The sequence below is a fragment of the Streptomyces sp. NPDC048057 genome (assembly GCF_040653095.1).
Classification (GTDB): domain Bacteria; phylum Actinomycetota; class Actinomycetes; order Streptomycetales; family Streptomycetaceae; genus Streptomyces.
In genome coordinates, this window is the sequence record NZ_JBEZNF010000003.1 from 12410 (window position 1) to 34949 (window position 22540).

Genomic DNA, 22540 nt, shown 5'->3' on the forward strand with positions numbered 1-22540 from the left:
ATACAGGCGCATTGCCGTAACGCCCGCACGGGCTGGCATCCTTGACGGGTGACACAGCTGCGTACGGTCCAGGTGCTGGGCGGCGGCAGCGCGGGGAGCAGCGCGCACGTCCGGTCACTGGCCTCGGGGCTGGTGGCACGCGGCGTACGGGTGACCGTGTGCGGCCCCGCCGCGCTGGAGCGCGACTACGACTTCCCCGGCGCGGGCGCCCGCTTCGCGCCCGTGCCCCGACGGAGCGATCCGGTGGCGATGGGGGCGCTGCGGGCGGCGTTCCTCGGCGCCGACCTGGTGCACGCCCACGGACTGAACGCGGCCCTGCGGGCGGTCGTGGCCCTCAGCGGGCTGCGGGTGCCGCTCGTCGTCACCTGGCACACCCGCTCCCACGCCGAAGGGACGCGCCGGCACGTGGTGCGGATGTTGGAGCGGCGGGTCGCCCGGGCCGCGGCCGTCGTCCTCGGCACCTGCTCCGAACTCGTCGACCGGGCCCGTCGCCGGGGTGCGCGCGACGCCCGACTCGCCCCGCTCGCAGCCCCCGTCTCCCCGCGCCGCGCCGACTACGCCGACGGCATGGAAGGCGACCTCGCCGCCGACAAGGCGAAGGCCGAACTGGGCGTCGTCGACCGGCCGTTGGTGATGACCATCGGCAGCCTGGTGCCCCACCGGGGGTACGGCACCCTGCTGGACGCGGCCGGCCGCTGGCGGGACCTCGGGCTGGACCCGATGCCGCTGGTCCTCATCGCGGGGGAGGGGCGGGAGCGGGTGGAACTCCAACGGCGCATCGACGCCGAAGGGTTGCCGGTGCGGCTGTTAGGACGCCGGGACGACATCGCGGACCTGCTGGTCGCGGCGGACGTCGCGGTCCTGCCCAGCCGGTGGGAGGCGCGCTCGCTGTTCGCCCAGGAGGCGCTGCGGCTGGGCGTGCCGCTGGTCGCCACCGCGGTCGGGGGCGTGCCCGAACTCGTCGGCGCCGCCGCGGAACTCGTCCCGTACGCCGACGCCGACGCGCTCGCCGACGCGGTCACCGGGCTGCTGGACGACGGGGCGCGGCGGGCCGAACTGGCCCGCGCGGGGCGGGCGCAGGCCGCGACCTGGCAGACGGAGGACGAGATGGTCGCGCAGGTGCTGAGCCTGTACGACGAACTCGCCCCGACCCTCTGACTCCTCGCCCGGGGTGCGGCGGAGCACCTGTGCCCCTTCTGGCTGCGCCGTTGTCGTTGCCGACGTCTTGGCCAGGCGCCGTGACGGCGCCTGGCCCGGAGGTGGGCTTGCCGCGCGGTTCTCCCACGCCCAGGCCCGCAGGGCACAGGGGGCGGAACTGCGCGAGAACCCACCACCGGGCCGCGAAGACCACCGCTCCCGCAGGGCCACGGCGGGTGTGTCACCAACGTCCCGGGACAACACACCTAGGGCGTGTCCGGAAAGTCCCGCCTGGCCCGCGACGCCCGGCACGCACAGTCGCTGCGTTGTCGGGTTTCCCTCGTACGTCCAGTACGAGGGAAACCTCCCCCTGGCTTCGCCGGGGGGACTCCCACCGCCTTGCGACTGCACGCACCGGACGCCGCAGACCCCGCCCATCGGGCGGACGGCGCTACTTTCCGGTCACGCCCCAGCGTCTGCGAAAGCCCGCCGGCATCGCGACCGACGATCCACCGGCCCGCGGGAGGGCGGCTGCCCCGGGGCGGTGACACGCCGGCCGAACGGTGCCGCCGGGGGGCGCGAACCGGCCCGTCAGGGCAGATGGCGGCGGGCGCGCAGCGCGAGGCTGAGCGCCAGGACCGTCTGCGGGTCGTCGAGGTCCGCGCCGAGCAGGTCCGCGATCCGGGCCAGGCGGTTGTACAGCGTCTGACGGTTCAGATGCAGATCGCGCGCCGTCTCCGCCTTGCGGCCCGCGTGTGTCAGATAGGACTCCAACGTCGGCAGCAGCGGCGGCCGGGACGTCGCGTCGTGCGCGCGCAGCGGCCCGAGCGCCCGCTCCACGAAGGCCGCGAGGTCCGGATGGTCCCGCAGCCGCCACAGCAGCAGCTCGGTGTCCAGGCGCCGGGCGTCGTACCACGGGCGGTCGGTGAGGCCCTGCGCGGCGGTCGCCGTCTCCGCGGCGTGCCGCAGGCTCGCCGGGACCGACGACCAGCCGACGGCCCGACCCACCACCACGACCGGGGGGTGCGCGCCGGCCCGCTCCAGACCGGCGCGCTCGACGCCGGCGCGCAGCGCCGCCGCGATCCGGTCCGCGACCGCCTCCCGGTCCGCCTCGGAACGCAGACCGGCCAGCAGCGGCACCCGGCCCTCCACCGGTCGTACGCCCAGCAGCACGGGCACGCCCACGGCCGCCAGCTCTTCCTGTACGGAGTGGGCGAGCGCCGCCCAGGTGCCCGCGGGGCCCGCGGGCGGGGAGAGCCGCATCACCACCGGCAGCAGCGGGCCGTCACCCGGCTTGAAGCCGAGGACCCGCGCCTGCGCGGGCGCTTCCTCGACCGCGATGCGGCCGTCGGCGAGGTCGGAGAGGAAGTCGCCCCGGCCGCGCGCGGCCAGCTCCTCCTCCTGGCGCGCCTGCATCAGCACCACCGCGAGCAGCCCCGCGGCGCGCTCCGCGGCCATGCGGTGCACGGCCAGCAGCGGGGAGCCGACGGCGGGCAGCACGAGGCGGGCCCGTACGGACGCCGAGCCCTGGCCGCCGCCGGGCACGTCTACCAGGACGGTGCCGGCGGGCGGCGACTCGCGCACCTCCCGCTGGCCGCGCAGCCCCTTCCAGACCTGGAGCGGATCGGCGGCGGCGGGCGCGCCGCCCGGGCCCGCCGCGTACAGCAGCTCGCCGTTCACCGTCTCCAGGAAGACCGGGCTGGCGGCGAAGTCCGCGAGGATGCGCAGCACCTGCGGGCCCCCGCCGCCGTCGAGCAGCACCTCCGTACAGCGGCGGTGCACCTCCTCGGCGCGCCGCAGCAGGGCGTAGTGGCCGTTGACGATCTCGGTGTGGACCTCTTCGGTGACCGAGACGAACGGGACCTCCCGGTGGAGCTGGACCAGCGGCAGCCCGGCGGTCCGCGCGGTGTCCACGATCGCCGCGGGCAGCCGGCTGAAGCGCGGCCCGAGTTCCACCACGAGCGCGGCGATGCCCCGCTCGACGAGCCGGTTGACGAACGCGCGCTGCTCGGCGGGTCTGGTGCCCAGGCCCAGACCCGTCGTCAGCAGCAGCTCGCCGCCCTTGAGGAGCGAGGCGATGTTCGGCACCTCGCCGGCGTGCACCCAGCGCACCGTGCGGTGCAGCCGGTCCGCGCCGGCGACGACCTCCGGCAGCCCGGCACGCAGCCCGGGCAGCTCCAGGGCCCTGCTCACGGTGATGCCGCCCTGGGGCTCCGGTGGGGTCTCCATGGGAACGTGCCGCCTTGCTTCTCGTACGTCTGCGGTGCTCAGTCGCTAGCCACCGTAGGCGCCCGACGCCGTCAGCCGCAGTGCGGTGTCGATCAGCGGCACGTGGCTGAACGCCTGGGGGAAGTTCCCCACCTGGCGGCCCAGCCGCGAGTCCCACTCCTCCGCCAGCAGACCGAGGTCGTTGCGGAGCGCGAGCAGCTTCTCGAACAGCTTGCGGGCCTCGTCGACCCGGCCGATCATCGCGAGGTCGTCGGCGAGCCAGAAGGAGCAGGCGAGGAACGCGCCCTCGTCGCCCTCCAGCCCGTCGACCCCGGCCTCCTCACCGGCCGTGGGGTAGCGCAGCACGAACCCGTCCTCCGTGGACAGCTCCCGCTGGATCGCCTCGATGGTGCCGATGACGCGCTTGTCGTCGGGCGGCAGGAAGCCCATCTGGGGGATCAGCAGCAGGGAGGCGTCCAGCTCCTTGGAGCCGTAGGACTGGGTGAAGGTGTTGCGCTCCTTGTCGTAGCCCTTGTCGCAGACGTCCCGGTGGATGTCCTCGCGCAGCTGGCGCCAGCGCTCCAGCGGGCCGTCGACGTCACCGGCCTCGATGAGCTTGATGGTGCGGTCCACCGCGACCCAGGCCATCACCTTGGAGTGGACGAAGTGCCGGCGCGGCCCGCGGACCTCCCAGATGCCCTCGTCCGGCTCCATCCAGTGCTTCTCCAGGTACTCGATCAGCTTGAGCTGGAGCAGGGAGGCGTAGTCGTTGCGCGCCAGACCGGTCATGTGGGCCAGGTGCAGCGCCTCGGTGACCTCGCCGTACACGTCGAGCTGGAGCTGGTGGGCGGCGCCGTTGCCGACGCGCACCGGGGTGGAGCCCTCGTACCCCGGCAGCCAGTCCAGCTCCGCCTCGCCGAGCTCGCGCTCGCCCGCGATGCCGTACATGATCTGGAGGTTCTCCGGGTCGCCGGCGACCGCGCGCAGCAGCCACTCGCGCCAGGCGCGGGCTTCTTCGCGGTAGCCGGTGCGCAGCAGCGAGGAGAGGGTGATGGCGGCGTCCCGCAGCCAGGTGTAGCGGTAGTCCCAGTTCCGCACGCCGCCGATCTCCTCCGGCAGGGAGGTGGTGGGGGCCGCGACGATCCCGCCGGTGGGCGCGTAGGTGAGCGCCTTGAGCGTGATCAGGGAGCGGACGACGGCCTCCCGGTAGGGGCCGTGGTACGTACAGTGCTCCACCCACTCGCGCCAGAACTCCTCCGTGGCCCCGAGCGCCGTCTCCGGCTCGGGGAGCGCCGGCGGCCGGTGGTGCGAGGGCTGCCAGGAGATGGTGAAGGCGATCCGCTCACCGGGGGCGACCGTGAAGTCGGAGTAGGTGGTGAGGTCCTTGCCGTAGGTGTCGGCGGGGGAGTCGAACCACACCGAGTCCGGGCCGGCGACGGCGACCGTGCGGCCGTCCACCTTGTGCACCCAGGGCACGATCCGGCCGTAGCTGAAACGCATCCTCAGGGCGGAGCGCATGGGCACCCGTCCGCTGACGCCCTCCACGATCCGGATGAGCTGCGGGGCGCCGTCGCGCGGCGGCATGAAGTCGATCACGCGGACGGTGCCGCGCGGGGTGTCCCACTCGGACTCCAGGATCAGGGAGTCGCCCCGGTAGCGGCGGCGGTCGGCGGCCTGCGGCCGGTCACCGGCGGCCGGGGCGGGACCCAGTCTCCAGAAGCCGTGCTCCTCGGTGCCGAGGAGTCCTGCGAAGACGGCATGCGAGTCGAAGCGGGGCAGGCACAGCCAGTCGGCTGTGCCGTCCCGGCAGACCAGCGCCGCGGTCTGCATGTCTCCGATGAGTGCGTAATCCTCGATGCGCCCGGCCACGTGCATCTCCAGTCGAACGGCCACGTCCGCCCCGTAGGGCGCTTGCTGTGGTCGAGGACGCGTCCTTGCGCGCACGGGGCCCTTCTGACCTGCGGAAATACGGCACCAAGCCGTCCCGCCCGTCGTCCGTCGCCACCCTGCTCTGATGCGCTTCACGCGCCCCTCGGCATCGCTCAGCAGAGCGAGTGTCCGAGCAGGATACGACGCAGCGGAGGCATCCGCGTGCTGGTCTTGACAACGTGCGTCATCCGAACGAGTGAGCCAAGGGTGAGCGGCAGTTGAGGGGCGGTTGGGACGGAGGTGAACACGTGATGCACAGCGGGTGACGGCGTCCGGCGCAGCGCCTAGGCACGGCCGTCGCGCGCGCCCTGCGCGGCCGGCGACCGCGGTGCGCGCACGGAGCGTGGCAGGGGGTGCACGGACGCGTGGCCGGAAGCGGCCTCCTCCTGGCGCTGATACCCTGGTACCCCGTGGACCGGTGGCCTGCCCGAGGAAGAACCCTCGGGAGACTCAGCCCCGAAACCGCAACGACGGCACCCCCCCGACCCCGCGCGGGTTTCGGTGCGGGCCGCCGGTACGCACCTCACCTCGCGACCACGGGAGCCCCCTCTTGGCGATGCCGCCCAACACCATGACGACCAAGCACATCTTCGTCACCGGGGGTGTCGCCTCCTCCCTCGGCAAGGGCCTCACGGCCTCCAGCCTGGGTGCGCTGCTCAAGGCCAGGGGCCTGCGGGTGACGATGCAGAAGCTCGACCCGTACCTGAACGTCGACCCCGGCACGATGAACCCCTTCCAGCACGGCGAGGTGTTCGTCACCAACGACGGCGCCGAGACCGACCTGGACATCGGCCACTACGAGCGCTTCCTCGACGTCGACCTCGACGGCTCGGCGAACGTCACCACCGGACAGGTGTACTCGCAGGTGATCGCCAAGGAGCGGCGCGGCGAGTACCTGGGTGACACCGTGCAGGTCATCCCGCACATCACCAACGAGATCAAGAGCCGCATCCGGCGGATGGCGACCGACGACGTCGACGTCGTGATCACCGAGGTCGGCGGCACGGTCGGCGACATCGAGTCGCTGCCGTTCCTGGAGACCGTGCGCCAGGTCCGCCACGAGGTCGGCCGGGACAACGTCTTCGTCGTGCACATCTCCCTGCTGCCCTACATCGGCCCGTCCGGCGAGCTGAAGACCAAGCCCACCCAGCACTCGGTGGCCGCGCTGCGCAACATCGGCATCCAGCCCGACGCGATCGTGCTGCGCGCCGACCGCGAGGTGCCGACCGCCATCAAGCGCAAGATCTCGCTGATGTGCGACGTCGACGAGGCCGCCGTGGTCGCCGCCATCGACGCCAAGTCGATCTACGACATCCCCAAGGTGCTGCACACCGAGGGCCTCGACGCCTACGTGGTGCGCAAGCTCGACCTGCCCTTCCGCGACGTGGACTGGACGACCTGGGAGGACCTGCTGGACCGGGTCCACAACCCCGCGCACGAGGTCACGGTCGCGCTGGTGGGCAAGTACATCGACCTGCCCGACGCCTATCTGTCGGTGACCGAGGCGCTGCGCGCCGGCGGCTTCGCCAACCGGGCGCGCGTCAAGGTCAAGTGGGTCACCTCCGACGAGTGCAAGACCCCGGCCGGCGCCGCCAAGCAGCTCGGCGACGTGGACGCGATCTGCATCCCCGGCGGCTTCGGCGACCGCGGGGTGAGCGGCAAGGTCGGCGCGATCCAGTACGCCCGGGAGAACAGGATCCCGCTGCTCGGGCTCTGCCTGGGCCTCCAGTGCATCGTGATCGAGGCGGCGCGCAACCTCGCCGCGATCCCGGACGCGAACTCCACCGAGTTCGACCCCGCCACCTCCCACCCGGTGATCTCCACCATGGAGGAGCAGCTGGCGTACGTGGAGGGCGCGGGCGACCTCGGCGGCACCATGCGCCTCGGGCTGTACCCGGCGAAGCTCGCCGAGGGCTCGATCGTCCGCGAGGTGTACGACGACCAGCCGTACGTGGAGGAGCGCCACCGCCACCGCTACGAGGTGAACAACGCGTACCGCGCCGAGCTGGAGAAGAAGGCGGGCATCGTCTTCTCGGGCACCAGCCCGGACAACAAGCTCGTCGAGTACGTCGAGTACCCCCGCGAGGTGCACCCCTACCTGGTCGCCACCCAGGCCCACCCGGAGCTGCGCTCCCGGCCCACCCGCCCGCACCCGCTCTTCGCCGGGCTGGTGAAGGCGGCCGTCCAGCGGCAGGCCGGCGCCTGACGATCAAGGCGATACGGTGGATCGGGGTACGCGTCACTCAAGGGACGCGTACCCCGATCGAGCATGTGGGAGGACCGACTCATGAACGAGACGACCGGGGCGGGGCCTGGGGCCGGAGCCATCGTGGACGTGCCGGAGGAGTGGCGCGTCACGGCGAGCGTGACCCCCTTCCAGGGCAACAAGACCAGCGTCCGCACCGACGACGTGGTCATGCCCGACGGCTCGGTCGTCCGGCGGGACTACCAGGTCCACCCGGGCTCGGTCGCCGTCCTCGCCCTCGACGAGCAGGACCGGGTCGTCGTGCTGCGCCAGTACCGCCACCCCGTACGGCAGCGGCTGTGGGAGATCCCCGCCGGACTGCTGGACGTACCGGGGGAGAACCCCCTGCACGCGGCGCAGCGCGAGCTGTACGAGGAGGCGCACGTCAAGGCCGAGGACTGGCGGGTCCTGGTGGACGTCTACACCACGCCCGGCGGCTGCGACGAGGCCGTGCGGATCTTCCTCGCCCGTGATCTTTCGGTCGCCGAGGGAGAGCGGTACGCCGTGTCGGAGGAGGAGGCCGACATGGAGCTGGCGCGGGTGCCGCTCCAGGACCTGGTGCGCGGCGTGCTCGCGGGGGAGCTGCACAACAACTGCCTGGTGGTCGGGGCGCTCGCGGCGGCTGCCGCGCGCGCCGGTGACGGGTTCGACGCGCTGCGCCCGGCCGAGGCGCCGTGGCCGGCCCGCCCCTTCGCCGTCTGACCCGACCGCGTCACCACGCCCCGTTCGGCCCTACCGGTCCGATGATCTGTAGATGTTATTGATCCGATCGGATGATCCGTCGGGCCTGCTCCGCACGATCCGTTGCAGAGAGTGAACTACGCTCGGAACGCCCGTGCGGATTCCCGTCGGGCTCGGCTCGTGCACGGACTGGACGGGAGCGTGGCCCGTGACGGATCAGGCGACGGATCAGGCGGTGAACCGGAGCGGCCGGACTGCCGCGCCCGGTGTGGCACGGAGTCAGTTCTTCGGTCGGCAAAGGGAGTTGGCTTCCCTGCTGGCCGACGTGGAACGGGCGGGGCTGGACACCATCGCGGGCCGCAAGGCGCCCAGGGCCCGGGTCCTGTTGATCGCCGGACGCCCGGGCTCCGGGCGCAGCGCGCTGGCCGAGCGGCTCGTCCGCTCGCTCGCCGACCGCTACTCCGGCGGCGTGCTGCGCGCCCGGCTGACCGAGCCGGACGGTCGGCGCGTCCCCACCGAGGAGACCGCCCGCGCGCTGCTCGACGCCCTGAGGGTGTCCGCCCCGCCGGGTGCGGACGCGGACGAGCTGTCGCAGTCGGTGCGCGAGGCGCTGGTGGGCCGGGAGGTCCTGCTGCTGCTCGACGACGCCGCCGACGCGGAACAGGTTGACGAACTGCTGCCCGAGGACCCCGACTGCCTGCTGGTGGCGGTCTCCGGCGGGCCGCTCACCGGCATCCCCGACGTACGGCCCTGCACGCTCGGCGGCATGGACCCCAAGGCGGCGATCGAGCTGCTGGCCACGTACACCGGGTCCGTCCGCATCACCGTCGACCCGCAGGCCGCGGAATCCGTCGCCGAGGAGTGCGCCGGGCAGCCCGCCGCGCTGGTCATGGTCGGCGGATGGCTCGCCGCCCGGCCCAAGGCGTCGGTCGCGGACGCGACGAAGCGGCTGCGGGCGCTGCCCGACGACGAGGAGGCGCCGAAGGCGCTGCGGCCGGTCGCCCGCGCCTTCCGGCTGGTGTACGAGTCGCTGCCGCAGCCCGCCGCGCGCACGCTGCGGCTGCTGGCGCTCGCCCCGGCAGGGCTCGTCGACGCGCACACCGCGTCCGCGCTCGGCGGCTGCTCCATCGACGACGCCCGCACCGCGCTCGGGAACTTCGCCGCCCTCGGCGTGCTGCACCGCGATGCCGCAGACGACGCTGCCGGCGAGGGGTACCGGGTGCCCGGCGTCCTGGTGCCGCTGATGGAGTCCCTGATCGACGCCCACGACAAGCCGTCCGAGGTGCAGCTCGCCCGGGCCCGGATGCTGGAGCGGGCCGTGCGCCGGCTCCAGTCCTGCCGGGCGGTCACCGAGCCGGAGGGCTCGCCGGCCCGCGAGGCGGTGGGCGCGCTGCCGAGCAGCCTGCGCTTCCCGGACGCGGCGAACGCCGCCGGCTGGCTGCGGGCGCGACAGCCCGCGCTGCTGGCCGCCGCGCGGGTCGCGGTCGAGGACGGCGAGCTGGACACCCTGGCGCGACGGCTGGTGGCCGCCCTGGTGCGGGCGCTGGCGGCGCACCGGGGGACCGAGGCCGCCGCCCCCGAGCTGTACGGGCTGCACCAGCTCGTGCTCGGGGTCGCCGAGCGCCACGGTCTGCACCGGGAGATCGCCGCGGCCCTGCTGAACCTCGCCGACCTGGACGCGCAGACCGGCCGTACGGAGGACGCCCTGGCCCGCTACCGGGCGGCGCTGGACGCGGGCCGGGCCGCCCGGGACCCCTACGCCACCTGCCGGGCGATGGAATCCGTGGGCGGCGCCTACCAGGAGCTGGGGGACTGGCAGCGGGCCGCCGACTGGTACGGGCGGGCGCTCGCCCAGCGCCAGACGCGACAGGAGCGCGCCGACGAGGCCCGGCTCTACGGGCGGCTGGGCACGGTGCACACCTACGCCGGGCGCTACGGCGAGGCCCTGCGCTGCTGGCGGGCGGCGGTCGCCGGCTACCGCAAGGTGGGCGACGTCCCGTCCCAGGCGCGGGCGCTGAGTGAGGCGGCCCGGGTACAGGAGTACGCGGGGCGGCCCGAGGAGTCGTTGCACACCTGCCGCGAGGCGGTGGAGTGGGCGCGGCAGGCCGGTGACGCACGCCTCCAGGCGGCGCTGCTGCTCAGGCTGGCCGACACCCTGGACCGGCTCGGCGACCCCGCGGCGGCCCGGCTGCACCGCTCCGGGGCCGAGCGTCTGCTGGAGACGGAGGAGGCCGCGGGCGGGCCGGTGGCGGCGGGGCGCGAGGGGGCGCAGGACCCGGCCGCCGCTCAGGACACCGATGTCGCAGAGGGCGCAGGAGGCGCAGGAGGCGCATCGTCCGCCCCGGGCGACGCGCAGGCCAGGGGGGCCGCCCCGGCGGGGAACATCACCGCGACCGCAAGGGCAATCGAGGGGTCTGCCTACGAAATCCGTAGTGCTGCTCGATAGAAATATTGGTTTGCAAGGCTAGACAGCGGGAAGTCCTTCATTAGACTGGCTCCATCGCGTTATCTCGCGGTGTGTACCCGTGTGCCGTGTGTGTACGGGATATATGGAATTGCCCCCATCCCCTGAGCCAAGGACCGTGATCGACGTGAAGGTCGGCATCCCCCGCGAGGTCAAGAACAACGAGTTCCGGGTGGCCATCACCCCCGCCGGCGTGCACGAGCTGGTGCGCCAGGGTCACGAGGTGGTCATCGAGCACGACGCCGGCGTGGGCTCCTCGATCACGGACGAGGAGTTCGCCGCCGCCGGTGCGCGCATCCTCCCCACCGCCGACGAGGTCTGGGCCACGGCGGACCTGCTGCTGAAGGTCAAGGAGCCGGTCGCCGAGGAGTACCACCGCCTCCGCAAGGACCAGATCCTCTTCACCTACCTGCACCTGGCCGCCTCGCGCGCGTGCACGGACGCCCTGCTGGAGTCCGGCACCACCGCGATCGCCTACGAGACCGTGGAGACGCCGGGCCGCCAGCTCCCGCTGCTCGCCCCGATGTCCGAGGTCGCGGGCCGACTGGCGCCGCAGGTCGGTGCGTACCACCTGATGCGTTCGGCCGGCGGTCGCGGCGTGCTCCCGGGCGGCGTCCCGGGCACCGCCGCGGGCAAGGCGGTCGTCATCGGCGGCGGCGTCTCCGGTTGGAACGCCACGCAGATCGCCGTCGGCATGGGCTTCCACGTCACCCTGCTGGACAAGGACATCAACAAGCTGCGGGAGGCCGACAAGGTCTTCGGCACCAAGGTGCAGACGATCGTCTCCAATGCCTACGAGCTGGAGAAGGCCGTCGTCGAGGCCGACCTCGTCATCGGCGCGGTCCTCATCCCCGGCGCCAGGGCGCCGAAGTTGGTCAGCAACGTGCTCGTCGCCAAGATGAAGCCCGGAAGTGTCCTTGTCGACATCGCGATCGACCAGGGCGGCTGCTTCGAGGACTCCCACCCGACCACCCACGCCGACCCGACCTTCACGGTCCACGAGTCGGTCTTCTACTGCGTCGCCAACATGCCGGGCGCGGTGCCGAACACCTCCACGTACGCGCTGACCAACGCGACGCTGCCGTACATCGTCGAGCTGGCCAACCGCGGCTGGGTCGAGGCGTTGCGGCGTGACGCGGCTCTCGCGCTCGGCCTCAACACCCATGACGGCCAGGTCGTGTACGGCCCGGTCGCCGAGGCGCACGGCCTGCCGCAGGTCGAGCTGTCGTCGCTCATCGGCTGAGTCGACTGATTGACTCGGCGACTGGTTCAACCGGTTCGCTGCGGACGGTCAACGGTCACCGTCAACACCCCACCTCTGGCCGGATCTTGCCCCTGCAAGGTCCGGCCGGACGTGTGTGCGGGCGTGCTCGCTCGCGCCGGATCGTTCAACTCGCCACGAACACCGGCTTTGCGTCGATGTGCACACCTTGGACCCGTGGGCCGAGTCACACCACGACGGTCGTGCGCCCTTGACAGAAGGGTGTTCCGTTGCCGACACATCAGGTCGGGTCCGGTGGATTGTGTTGCTGCGGAGCGGTGACACGCCATAGAGTCGCCAACCGTCGGCATGGTGCCACGCTGACCTATCGATAAAGTCCTGGTCATGTCCAAGGAGGTAAGACGACTTGTGAATGAGTCGACATTTACTTCCGCCGCTTTCGAGGGTGGTCATGCGGGGATGCCTGCTGTGGGTCCGGGCCCGGCGTCCGGGCGTACGACCGTCGGCTCTGTCGGTTCCAGGGGGTTCACGGGATTCGCCGGAACCGTCGGTGCCGTCGCCGTGCGGACCGTCACCACGCGCCAGGACGCCGTGCCCACCACGCACATGACGACAGCCCACACGATGAAGATGATGGACGGCCTACACGTGAACGCCACGGCCGGCAACGAGAGTGGCCGAGAGTCCACCCACTTCGCCGCCTACGAGGAACTCCCCGAGGGGCACTTCTACGACCCCGACGCCGAATACGAGCCCGATCCCGAATACGCGGCCACCCTCGCGCCCGACGCTGCGCGCCAGCGCCGCGAGCGCATCGGCCCCACAGGACGACCCCTGCCGTACTTTCCGATTCCGGGCCCCCTGACCGACCACGGCCCCGCGAAGATCATCGCGATGTGCAACCAGAAGGGCGGCGTCGGCAAGACGACGTCGACCATCAACCTGGGCGCCGCGCTCGCCGAGTACGGACGGCGCGTCCTGCTCGTCGACTTCGATCCGCAGGGCGCCCTGTCCGTCGGTCTCGGCGTGAACCCGATGGAACTGGACCTCACCGTCTACAACCTGCTCATGGAGCGGGGCATGTCGGCGGACGAGGTGCTGCTGAAGACCGCCGTCCCCAACATGGACCTGCTGCCGAGCAACATCGACCTCTCGGCCGCCGAGGTGCAGTTGGTGAGCGAGGTCGCCCGCGAGTCCACGCTCCAGCGGGCGTTGAAGCCGCTGATGTCCGACTACGACTACATCGTCATCGACTGCCAGCCCTCGCTCGGCCTGCTCACGGTCAACGCGCTGACCGCGGCGCACAAGGTGATCGTCCCGCTGGAGTGCGAGTTCTTCGCGCTGCGCGGCGTGGCGCTGCTCACCGAGACGATCGAGAAGGTCCAGGAGCGGCTCAACCCCGAGCTGGAGCTGGACGGCATCCTCGCCACGATGTACGACTCGCGCACCGTGCACAGCCGCGAGGTGCTGGCGCGGGTGGTCGAGGCGTTCGACGACCACGTGTACCACACGGTCATCGGACGGACGGTCCGCTTCCCGGAGACCACGGTCGCCGGCGAGCCGATCACCACCTACGCCTCCAACTCGGTCGGCGCCGCCGCGTACCGCCAGCTCGCCAGGGAGGTGCTCGCCCGGTGTCACGCCGAGTGAGTCTGCCCGGAGCCGACGAACTGTTCCGTACGACCGGGGGGATGGCGCTCCAGTCGTCCTCGCCGCGGCGGGGGACCAACGGCGAGCCGCGGGTGCCGGCGCCAGCGGGGGAGAGCGACCCCACCGAACGCGGCGCCGACGGCGAGCCCGCTCCGCGCTCCGCGCCCGCTTCATCCCAGGAGCACGCCGCGGCGGAGGCGGAAGGCGCCACAGAGGGCCGTAGCAGGGGCGAGGAGCCCGCGACGTCGGTTCCGGGGGCGTCGACCAAGGCCCGCCGCTCCCAGGGCGCCCAGGAGGCTCCTGCGGGCGCCGGCGGGCGGCGCGGCCGGGGCCGTGCGAACCGCCGGCCCAGCGGCCGTGAGCGCCACGACGAGAAGATCACGGTCTACGTGTCCGCCGAGGAACTGATGGACCTGGAGCACGCCCGGCTGGTGCTGCGCGGTGAGCACGGGCTCGCCGTGGACCGCGGGCGCATCGTGCGCGAGGCCGTCGCCGTCGTCCTGGCCGACCTCGAACAACGCGGCGACGCGAGCATCCTCGTCCGCCGTCTGCGGGGCCGCTGAGGGTAGCCTGCGCGCTGCCCCGCCGTGCTTCCCCTGGACCGCCCATGCCCCCGCCCGACCCGTCGCACCGCCCGTCCCGCCGTCCGCTGGGACGGGGGCCGGGCACGCCTCCGGAGCCCGGGCAGCCGGAGAGCGAACCGGAACAGTCGGGTCCGGGGCGGTCGGATCCGGAGCAGTTCGAGCCGGTGCCATCGGAGCCGAGCGGCGAGGCGGCCGAGGCCGGCGCCCCGGACGGCACGTTCACCGTGCGGCTGGTGAACTTCGAAGGCCCCTTCGACCTGCTGCTCCAGCTGATCTCCAAGCACAAGCTCGACGTGACCGAGGTCGCGCTCTCCCAGGTCACGGACGAGTTCATGGCGCACATCAGGGCCATGGGCGACGACTGGGACCTCGACCAGACCACCGAGTTCCTGGTGGTCGCGGCGACCCTGCTGGACCTCAAGGCCGCCCGGTTGCTGCCCACGGCCGAGGTCGAGGACGAGGCGGACCTGGCGCTGCTGGAGGCCCGGGACCTGCTCTTCGCCCGGCTGCTCCAGTACCGCGCGTACAAGCAGATCGCGGACATCTTCGAGGGGCGGCTGGACGCGGAGGGCCGCCGCTTCCCGCGCACCGTCGGCCTGGAGGACCACCACGCAGAGCTGCTGCCCGAGGTGGTCATCAGCATCGGCGCCGAGGGCTTCGCGAAGCTCGCGGTGAAGGCCATGCAGCCGAAGGCGAAGCCGCAGGTGTACGTGGACCACATCCACGCGCCCCTGGTCAGCGTGCGGGAACAGGCCCAGGTCGTGGTGGCGCTGCTGCGCGTGCGGGGCCGGGCGACCTTCGGCGAACTCACCGGGGACGCCCCGGACACCCTGACCGTGGTGGCCCGCTTCCTGGCGCTGCTGGAGCTGTACCGGGACAAGGCCGTGGCGCTGGAGCAGGAGACCGCGCTCGGGGAGCTGCTGGTGCGGTGGACCGGCGGGGACGGGACGGCGAGCGTCACCGACGAGTTCGACCGGCCCCCCGAAGCCGTACCTCCGAAGCCGGGGGCGCGCGCCGAGCGAGAGACGACGACGGAGGTCACGGCGTGAGCACCCCCCAGCCGGCAGCGCAGCCCGTGGGCGAGCTGAAGCCCGCCCTGGAGGCCGTCCTGATGGTCGTCGACGAGCCGGCCACCGAGGAGCACCTGGCGAAGGTGCTCCAGCGGCCCCGCCGCGCCGTCGCCGACGCCCTGCGGGAGCTGGCCGACGAGTACGCCGTCCAGGGCCGCGGCTTCGAGCTGCGCCTGGTCGCCGGCGGCTGGCGCTACTACACCCGCCCCGAGCACTCCGCAGCCGTGGAGCGCTTCGTCCTCGACGGCCAGCAGGCCCGGCTCACCCAGGCCGCGCTGGAGACCCTGGCGGTGGTCGCGTACCGCCAGCCCGTCAGCCGTTCCCGGGTCTCCGCCGTGCGCGGGGTGAACTGCGACGGCGTGATGCGGACCCTGCTCCAGCGGGGTCTGGTCGAGGAGGCGGGCGCGGAACCCGAAACAGGTGCGATCCTGTACAGGACGACGAACTACTTCCTGGAGCGGATGGGCCTGCGGGGCCTGGACGAGCTGCCGGAGCTGGCGCCCTTCCTCCCCGAGGCCGAGGCGATCGAGGCCGAGACGCAGGAAGGCGTCCCGTCGTTCGATCCGGACGCTCCGGACCCAGACGCAGATGAGAAGACGACGGAAACTTGATGCGAAGCAGCGGCAGGAACAGCAGCGGCGGTAAGAGCGGCGGGCGCGGGAACTTCCGCGGCGCGGGCAACAACCGCGACGACAGGCAGAAGCGCGCGGGCAAGCCCCGTCCCGAAGAGCGCCGCTACGACGTCGGCGGTTCCGGTTCCGGCCCTGCTTCCGGCCGCGGGGCCGGCTCGGGCGGCGACGGTCCGAAGAAGGGCCGCGGCGCCGCCGCACGCGGCGGCGCCAAGGGCGGGCCGAAGCAGTCGCCGAAGACGGGCGGCGCCGGGAAGTCGACGCCGGGCCGCGGCGGGCGCTCGGCCCCCGCACGCTCCCGTGAGTACGACGCCCGCGTCGAGGAGCGCAACCGCGAGCGGTACGCGAACAAGCCGCAGGTCAAGACGGTCAAGACGTTCCCCGGCGCGGAGCAGGAGGGCGAGCGCCTGCAGAAGGTGCTGGCCCGGGCCGGCATGGGCTCCCGGCGCGCCTGCGAAGAGCTGATCGACCAGGCGCGGGTGGAGGTCAACGGCGAGATCGTCACCGAGCAGGGGCTCCGGGTCGACCCGGAGAAGGACGAGATCAAGGTCGACGGGCTGACCGTCGCCACCCAGTCGTTCCTCTTCTTCGCCCTGAACAAGCCGGCCGGCGTCGTCTCCACCATGGAGGACCCGGACGGCCGCCAGTGCCTGGGGGACTACGTCACCAACCGCGAGACGCGGCTGTTCCACGTCGGTCGGCTGGACACCGAGACCGAGGGCATCATCCTGCTCACCAACCACGGTGAGCTCGCCCACCGCCTCACCCACCCCCGGTACGGCGTGAAGAAGACCTACCTCGCCGCGATCCAGGGCCCGCTCCCGCGCGAGCTGGGCAAGCGACTGAAGGACGGCGTGCGGCTGGAGGACGGCTACGCCCGCGCCGACCACTTCCGGGTCGTGGAGAACACCGGGAAGAACTACCTCGTCGAGGTCACCCTGCACGAGGGGCGCAAGCACATCGTGCGCCGGATGCTCGCCGAGGCCGGCTTCCCGGTGGACAAGCTGGTCCGCACGGCCTTCGGCCCCATCGCGCTCGGCGACCAGAAGTCCGGCTGGCTGCGTCGGCTGACGAACACCGAGGTCGGCATGTTGATGGGGGAGGTCGGCCTGTAGGCCGGGGCTCGAACGCCCCCGGTGTCACCAGCGCACCAGGGGACGCCCCAGAACACCGAAGACCCGCGGCGCCCGGCGCCGCGGGTCTTCTTTTCGTCTTGTGCCGCACACCACAGGTCTTTATAGTCATGGTGACTATTAAGGGGGGCCTGAGTGAGTTTCACGGAAGTCCTGGACTTCTTGCAGCGGCCGTTGTTCACGCTCCTTGACACCCCGGTCAGCTGGACCGAGGTGCTGGGCTTCGGCAGCGGCGCCCTGACCGTCTGGCTCACGACCCGACAACACATCGCCAACTGGCCCGTCAGCATCGCCAACGGCCTCTTCTTCATCGTGCTCTTCGGCCAGGCGGGGCTGTACGCGGACGCCGGCATCCAGGTCGTCGGCATCTCCCTCGCCTGCTTCGGCTGGTGGACCTGGCTGCGCGGGGGCGGCCCCGGCACGGACAAGCTCCCGGTGCGGCGCACCGGCCGCACCGAGTGGATCGCGTGGGCAGCCGCGACCGTGCTCGGCACCACGGGGCTCACCCTGCTCCTGGACCACGCCACCGACTCCACCGTCCCCTTCTGGGACGCGGTCACCGCGGTGCTGTCCCTGCTGGCGACCTTCGGACAGAGCCGCAAGCGGTTGGAGGCGTGGTGGCTGTGGATAGCCGCCGACCTCATCTACATACCGCTGTACGTGCACAAGGACCTCTATCTGACCTCGCTGCTCTACATCGGGTTCCTGACGCTCTGCGTGATCGGGCTGCGGAACTGGTCGCGCGACCTCGCCGTGGGCTCCCGGCCCGCGGAGGCGACTCCGTGACACCGGACCCGAGCCGCTGGGGCCACCCGGCTCCGCCCGGCCATCCGCTCACCCGTCCGCCCCCTTCCGTCCCGTACGACTCCAGGAGCACCACGCATGCACCGCCGCGCCTCCCCGTCCGCCGCGCAGTCGGCCCCGGCCCGTGACGACCTGCCGGACTACGACCCGCGCGCCTTCCCGCCCTTCGCGGTCACCGTCGACCTCGCCGTCTTCACCGTCCGCGCGGCACGGCTGAACGTGCTGCTCGTCGAGCGCGGCGAAGCGCCGTACCGGGGCGCCTGGGCCCTGCCTGGCGGCTTCATACGGCCCGACGAGTCCGCGGGCGCGGCGGCGCGCAGGGAACTCGCCGAGGAGACGGGCCTGTCCCCGCGCACCGTCCGCGACCTCCACCTCGAACAGCTCCAGACCTACAGCGAACCGGACCGCGACCCGAGGATGCGCGTCGTCTCCGTCGCGTACGCGGCCCTCCTGCCCGACCTGCCCGAGCCCCGCGGCGGCGGGGACGCCGCCGCGGCCCGCTGGACGGCCCTCGCGGACGTCTCCGCGCTCGCCTTCGACCACGACCGCATCCTCGCCGACGCCCACGACCGCATCTGCGCCAAGTTCGAGTACACCTGCCTCGCCACCAGCTTCTGCCCCCCGGAGTTCACCCTCGGCGAGCTGCAACAGATCTACGAGACCGTCTGGGGCGTCGCCCTCGACCGGCCCAACTTCAGACGGAAGGTCCTCGCCACCCCCGGCTTCGTCGAGCCGGTCGACGGACCGCCACGACGCACCGGAGGCCGGGGCAAACCGGCCGCGCTGTACCGGGCGGGCACCGCGTCCGCCCTGCACCCACCGCTTCTGCGCCCGGAAGGACGGCAGACATGAGCACCCTGAACACCACCCGCACCACCACCCGACAGGCCGCCACCGGGGCGCTGATCGGGCTCGCCCTCGGCGACGCCCTGGGCTTCCCGACCGAGTTCAACGACGTCCCGCAGATCCTCGCCAAGTGCGGCCCCTGGCGGGACATGGGACTGCCCCGGCCGGCGTTCGTCACCGACGACACCCAGATGACGCTGGCCGTCGGCCGCGCCGTGCGCACCGCCACGGACCGCGGCCCGCTCGCGCCCGACCGGCTCGTGGGCCCGCTGCGGGCCGAGTTCACCGCCTGGTACCGCGACCCGCAGAACAACCGTGCCCCCGGCCGCACCTGCCTGGACGCCTGCGAAGCCCTCGAAGACGACCGGCTGCCCTGGCAGCGGGCCAGCATCATCGGCTCCAAGGGCTGCGGGGCGAACATGCGCGTCGCCCCCGTCGGCCTCGTCCCGGGCCTCAGCGACGAACAGCGCGCCGGCGCGGCCCAGCTCCAGGCCGCGCTCACCCACGGCCACCCCACCGCGCTGGCCGCCGCCGACCTCACCGCCCGCGCCGTCCACCTGCTCGCTCGCGGCGCCGAACCCCTCGGCCTGGTCGGCGTGCTGCGCTCGTACGCGTACGAGAACCGCTACCGCTACCTGGAGCGCTGGCTCGGCGACCTGTGGACCCGCTCCCACGACCCGTCGCCCCAGGACTTCATCGCCCGCGGCTGGGAGGAGTGCCTGGACGCGCTGGACCGCCTCGCGACCGCCCTGCCCACCGCGAACCCGGAGCACGACCCCTGCCTGACCACCGGCGACGGCTGGATCGCCGAGGAGGCGCTGGCCACCGCGCTCCAGTGCTTCCTGCTCTTCCCCACCGACCCGCTCACCGCCCTGCGCCGCGCCGCCTGCACCCGCGGCGACTCGGACTCCATCGCCGCCCTCGCCGGGGCCTTCGCCGGCGCCCACCTCGGCGCCTCCGCCTGGCCGCGCCACTGGGCGGACACCATCGAGTACGGCAGCGACCTGGTGTCCCTGGGGGCGCTCTGGGACTCCTGACCGGCGGCGCGGATGGACCGGGCGGAGCCCTTTCGACAGCGCCGCTGCCTCAGCAGGCGCGCCGGCGCCGTGGTGGGTGTGCGGCGATGGCGTCCGCAACCCGGTGGTGGGCTTGTCGCGCAGTTCCCCGCGCCCCTCAGCGCCCTGCCCTCCGCACGCAGGTGACGGGGCAGCGAAACAGATGGCGCTGGGGTCCCGCACGGCGGGACTGCGCGGCAAACCCACCGTCGGCCGCAGACGGACGGGGTCGGGGGCGCGGGGAACCGCGCGACAAGCCCACCACCGGGCCGCACAGGCCAACGTTGCCGCAGGGCTATGGCGGCTCCGGCCAGAGGCGCGGGGGAGCGTGGCCTACTGGCGCGCTGAGGCGCGGCGGGTGCGGATGAGGAAGTCCTCGACCCGGGCGCGGTCCGGGGCCGGTGGGAGGGGGCTGTGCTCGGCCGCCGCGGTGGCCTCCTCGACGAGCCGGGCCATCCAGGTCTCGGCGCGCTCCCAGGGGACCTCTCCGCGGCGGACCGCGAGCAGCCCGTCCCGGTCGTCGCCGACGTCGAGGACGAGTTCGCCCGTACGCAGCAGGTCACGGCAGCTCAGCAGCAGGCGCAGCAGGTGCATCACCGGCTTTCCGCGCGGCGCCCGCTCTGCTCGGCGGTCCCCGGCGAGCTTCTTGGCCTGGCCCTCGGCGTACCGCACGAAGGTCCGCAGCACGTCCCGGGACAGGAACGCGTCGCGCAGCGAGAGCAGTTCGCGGCCGGTGGCGTCGACCCGCTCGACGAGCGGGGAGTGCAGACACTCCAGAACGGTCGGATTGGCGCGCAGCGCCAGCTCGCAGAACCGTTCGAGCTCCCAGGAGAACTGCTCGGGCAGCGGTCCGTCCACGTGCGTCGGCGGCTTCTCGAAGCGCCAGAAGAGCGGGGTGGGCGCGAGGAAGACGCCGCGCCGGTCCGTGTCGCTGTCCTCGGTCGCCAGCCCGAAGGCGCGCGAGCCCATGACGCAGGAGTACACGGTGTGGTCGCGTACGAGGTCCACGGGGGTCGGGCCGGAGTGCATGGCGACACGCTACGTGCCCCGCCGCCGCGTCAGTCCAGCAGGATCGCGTCGGTGGTGACGGTGATCTGCTGCGGCGGCAGGGGGCGGGCGGCCGGGCCGCGGGCCACCGAGCCGTCCGCGACGTGGAACTCGCTGCCGTGGCACGGACAGTCGATCGTGCCGTTCGCCACCTTGTCGACCAGGCACCCCTCATGGGTGCAGACGGCGGAGTACGCCTTGAACTCGCCGGCCGCCGGCTGCACCACCACGACCTTCTCGCCCTTGAAGACCGTGCCGCCGCCGACCGGGACGTCCGTCTTCATCGCCAACTGCTGGCCGGCGGACCCCGTGGCCGCGGGCGAAGGGCTGCCGGGCGAGAGGGTGGCGGTCTGCTCGCCGGAGCCCCCGCCGCCCCCGCCGCACCCGGCGGCCAACCCCGCCGCACCCGTGACCCCCACCGCAAGGACCGTCCGTCGTCGCGCGTCCATGGCCGTACTCCCTCACTCGCGCCCACCTGCGGGGCGCGCATCCTCCCACCGGCCGCCCGCCCGCTGCCCGCAGGAACGCGCTCGGCGGGGCGCGCCCCCTCCGACGGGCCAGCGACGGCCCGCCGCGCCGCCCGCCCAGCGCATACCCTGACCCTCACCACCACCCCGGCGCCGCCGCGCCGCGAGCCCCCGCCCCGCGCAAGGACACCGCCCAGTGAGAACCGCCCTCGTCATCGGAACCGGCCTGATCGGGACCTCCGCCGCGCTCGCCCTCGCCGGCCGCGGCATCGCCGTGCACCTGGTCGACCACGACCCCGAGCGGGTCCGCACCGCCGCCGCGCTCGGCGCCGGCACCGAGGAGCCGCCCGAGGGGCCGGTGGACCTGGCGATCGTCGCCGTGCCGCCCGCGCACGTGGCGTCCGCGCTGATCGACGCCATGCGGGCCGGGCTCGCCCGCGGCTACCTCGACGTCGCCAGCGTCAAGGGCGTGCCCCGGCGCGAGCTGGAGGCGGCGGACGTCGACCTGTCGGCGTACATCGGCACGCACCCCATGTCCGGCAAGGAGCGCTCCGGACCGCTCGCCGCGACCGCCGACCTCTTCGAGGGGCGGCCCTGGGTGCTCACCCCCACCCGGGACACCGACACCGAGGTGCTGAACCTCGCACTGGAGCTGGTCGCGCTCTGCCGCGCCGTCCCCGTCGTCATGGACGCCGACTCCCACGACCGCGCCGTCGCGCTCGTCTCCCACACCCCCCAGCTGGTCTCCTCGATGGTCGCGGCCCGGCTGCGGGAGGCGGACGAGACCGCCGTGCGGCTGTGCGGGCAGGGGATCCGGGACGTGACGCGGATCGCCGCCTCCGACCCCCGGATGTGGGTGGACATCCTCTCCGCCAACCCCGGCCCGGTCGCCGACGTCCTCGCCGGGCTCGCCGCCGACCTCGACGAGACCGTACGGGCGCTGCGGGCGCTCCAGTCCGCCGACGCGGACGAGCGCCGGCACGGCGTCACGGGCATCGAGGACGTGCTGCGGCGCGGCAACGCGGGCCGCGCCCGGGTGCCCGGCAAGCACGGCGCGGGACCGACCGCGTACGAGGTCGTCGCGGTGCTCATCGGCGACCGCCCCGGCGAGCTGGCGCGGATCTTCGGGGACGCCGAGCGGGCGGGCGTGAACGTGGAGGACGTGCGCATCGAGCACGCCACCGGCCAGCAGGCCGGCCTCGTCCAGCTCATGGTGGAGCCGTCCGCTGCGCCGGTGCTCACCGGGGCCCTGCGCGAGCGGGGCTGGTCGATCCGGCAGTAGGACCCGGCCCCCGTGCACCGGCCCCCGCTCACCGGGTCCCGCACACGTCCCGGCAGTCGGTAACCTTGTTCGGGGCCTTCGAAGAGC

At 73.2% G+C, this 22540-nt stretch carries 18 protein-coding genes; 14 read left to right on the top strand and 4 right to left on the bottom strand.

Features of this window, described 5'->3' with window-relative positions; genetic code table 11:
* Positions 1-48: 48 nt before the first annotated feature.
* On the top strand, positions 49-1158 hold the full coding sequence (locus AB0E05_RS03710; protein WP_361958220.1) for a glycosyltransferase family 4 protein: 1110 nt from the start codon (positions 49-51) through the stop codon (positions 1156-1158).
* 570 nt (positions 1159-1728) lie between these two features.
* Here AB0E05_RS03710 and AB0E05_RS03715 read toward each other — a convergent pair.
* Together AB0E05_RS03715 and AB0E05_RS03720 are read right to left on the bottom strand one after the other, a co-directional pair.
* Complete coding sequence (locus AB0E05_RS03715) at positions 1729-3366, bottom strand: PucR family transcriptional regulator (protein WP_361958223.1); 1638 nt, start codon at positions 3364-3366, stop codon at positions 1729-1731.
* Between the two features lie 45 nt (positions 3367-3411).
* Positions 3412-5220 (bottom strand): glycoside hydrolase family 15 protein, encoded by a 1809-nt coding sequence (locus AB0E05_RS03720; protein WP_361959045.1) that lies wholly within the window; start codon positions 5218-5220, stop codon positions 3412-3414.
* A 610-nt stretch (positions 5221-5830) separates the two neighbouring features.
* On the opposite strand from AB0E05_RS03720, the gene AB0E05_RS03725 reads away from it, so the two are divergent.
* The 12 genes from AB0E05_RS03725 (at position 5831) to AB0E05_RS03780 (ending at position 19639) form a co-directional block, all read left to right on the top strand.
* Entirely contained in the window at positions 5831-7480 is a 1650-nt protein-coding gene (locus AB0E05_RS03725) for a CTP synthase (protein WP_361958226.1), read from the top strand.
* A gap of 81 nt (positions 7481-7561) precedes the next feature.
* Positions 7562-8221, top strand: a complete 660-nt coding sequence (locus tag AB0E05_RS03730) for an NUDIX hydrolase (protein ID WP_361958229.1) — start codon at positions 7562-7564, stop codon at positions 8219-8221.
* A 214-nt stretch (positions 8222-8435) separates the two neighbouring features.
* The gene (locus AB0E05_RS03735) at positions 8436-10646 is read left to right on the top strand and encodes a tetratricopeptide repeat protein (protein ID WP_361959048.1); all 2211 of its coding nucleotides are present in this window, start codon (positions 8436-8438) and stop codon (positions 10644-10646) included.
* A 145-nt stretch (positions 10647-10791) separates the two neighbouring features.
* Positions 10792-11907, top strand: coding sequence for an alanine dehydrogenase (gene ald, locus AB0E05_RS03740; RefSeq protein WP_361959051.1), 1116 nt, complete (start codon positions 10792-10794; stop codon positions 11905-11907).
* Positions 11908-12492: 585 nt separating this feature from the next.
* The gene (locus tag AB0E05_RS03745) at positions 12493-13536 is read left to right on the top strand and encodes a ParA family protein (RefSeq protein WP_361535910.1); all 1044 of its coding nucleotides are present in this window, start codon (positions 12493-12495) and stop codon (positions 13534-13536) included.
* Positions 13521-14099: a hypothetical protein gene (locus AB0E05_RS03750; RefSeq protein ID WP_361958232.1), complete on the top strand. Its 579-nt coding sequence runs from the start codon at positions 13521-13523 to the stop codon at positions 14097-14099. The genes AB0E05_RS03745 and AB0E05_RS03750 overlap by 16 nt, the downstream gene beginning before the upstream one ends.
* 44 nt (positions 14100-14143) lie before the next feature.
* Positions 14144-15169, top strand: coding sequence for a segregation/condensation protein A (locus tag AB0E05_RS03755; protein ID WP_361958235.1), 1026 nt, complete (start codon positions 14144-14146; stop codon positions 15167-15169).
* Positions 15166-15801, top strand: a complete 636-nt coding sequence (scpB, locus tag AB0E05_RS03760; RefSeq protein ID WP_361958238.1) for an SMC-Scp complex subunit ScpB — start codon at positions 15166-15168, stop codon at positions 15799-15801. The genes AB0E05_RS03755 and scpB overlap by 4 nt, the downstream gene beginning before the upstream one ends.
* Entirely contained in the window at positions 15801-16934 is a 1134-nt protein-coding gene (locus AB0E05_RS03765) for a pseudouridine synthase (protein ID WP_361958241.1), read from the top strand. The genes scpB and AB0E05_RS03765 overlap by 1 nt, the downstream gene beginning before the upstream one ends.
* A 153-nt stretch (positions 16935-17087) precedes the next feature.
* Positions 17088-17738, top strand: coding sequence for a nicotinamide riboside transporter PnuC (pnuC, locus tag AB0E05_RS03770; protein WP_361958244.1), 651 nt, complete (start codon positions 17088-17090; stop codon positions 17736-17738).
* 96 nt (positions 17739-17834) lie between these two features.
* Entirely contained in the window at positions 17835-18608 is a 774-nt protein-coding gene (locus AB0E05_RS03775; RefSeq protein ID WP_361958247.1) for an NUDIX domain-containing protein, read from the top strand.
* Complete coding sequence (locus AB0E05_RS03780; RefSeq protein WP_361958250.1) at positions 18605-19639, top strand: ADP-ribosylglycohydrolase family protein; 1035 nt, start codon at positions 18605-18607, stop codon at positions 19637-19639. Before AB0E05_RS03775 ends, AB0E05_RS03780 begins: the two co-directional genes overlap by 4 nt.
* Positions 19640-19990: 351 nt before the next feature.
* Here AB0E05_RS03780 and AB0E05_RS03785 read toward each other — a convergent pair whose 3' ends face one another.
* A complete protein-coding gene (locus AB0E05_RS03785) occupies positions 19991-20686 on the bottom strand; it encodes a nucleotidyltransferase domain-containing protein (RefSeq protein WP_361958253.1) in 696 nt (231 codons plus the stop codon).
* A gap of 29 nt (positions 20687-20715) precedes the next feature.
* Positions 20716-21153: a Rieske (2Fe-2S) protein gene (locus AB0E05_RS03790; protein WP_361958256.1), complete on the bottom strand. Its 438-nt coding sequence runs from the start codon at positions 21151-21153 to the stop codon at positions 20716-20718.
* Positions 21154-21367: 214 nt separating this feature from the next.
* Between AB0E05_RS03790 and AB0E05_RS03795 the strand changes: the two genes are divergently transcribed.
* On the top strand, positions 21368-22453 hold the full coding sequence (locus AB0E05_RS03795) for a prephenate dehydrogenase (RefSeq protein ID WP_361958259.1): 1086 nt from the start codon (positions 21368-21370) through the stop codon (positions 22451-22453).
* Positions 22454-22540 lie beyond the last annotated feature (87 nt).

Coding starts and splice junctions, on each gene's coding strand:
- AB0E05_RS03715 (WP_361958223.1), bottom strand. CDS start 3,366: ATGGAGACCCCACCGGAGCCCCAGGGCGGCATCACCGTGAGCAGGGCC.
- AB0E05_RS03720 (WP_361959045.1), bottom strand. CDS start 5,220: ATGCACGTGGCCGGGCGCATCGAGGATTACGCACTCATCGGAGACATG.
- AB0E05_RS03725 (WP_361958226.1), top strand. CDS start 5,831: ATGCCGCCCAACACCATGACGACCAAGCACATCTTCGTCACCGGGGGT.
- AB0E05_RS03730 (WP_361958229.1), top strand. CDS start 7,562: ATGAACGAGACGACCGGGGCGGGGCCTGGGGCCGGAGCCATCGTGGAC.
- AB0E05_RS03745 (WP_361535910.1), top strand. CDS start 12,493: ATGACGACAGCCCACACGATGAAGATGATGGACGGCCTACACGTGAAC.
- AB0E05_RS03755 (WP_361958235.1), top strand. CDS start 14,144: ATGCCCCCGCCCGACCCGTCGCACCGCCCGTCCCGCCGTCCGCTGGGA.
- AB0E05_RS03765 (WP_361958241.1), top strand. CDS start 15,801: ATGCGAAGCAGCGGCAGGAACAGCAGCGGCGGTAAGAGCGGCGGGCGC.
- AB0E05_RS03775 (WP_361958247.1), top strand. CDS start 17,835: ATGCACCGCCGCGCCTCCCCGTCCGCCGCGCAGTCGGCCCCGGCCCGT.
- AB0E05_RS03780 (WP_361958250.1), top strand. CDS start 18,605: ATGAGCACCCTGAACACCACCCGCACCACCACCCGACAGGCCGCCACC.
- AB0E05_RS03785 (WP_361958253.1), bottom strand. CDS start 20,686: ATGCACTCCGGCCCGACCCCCGTGGACCTCGTACGCGACCACACCGTG.
- AB0E05_RS03790 (WP_361958256.1), bottom strand. CDS start 21,153: ATGGACGCGCGACGACGGACGGTCCTTGCGGTGGGGGTCACGGGTGCG.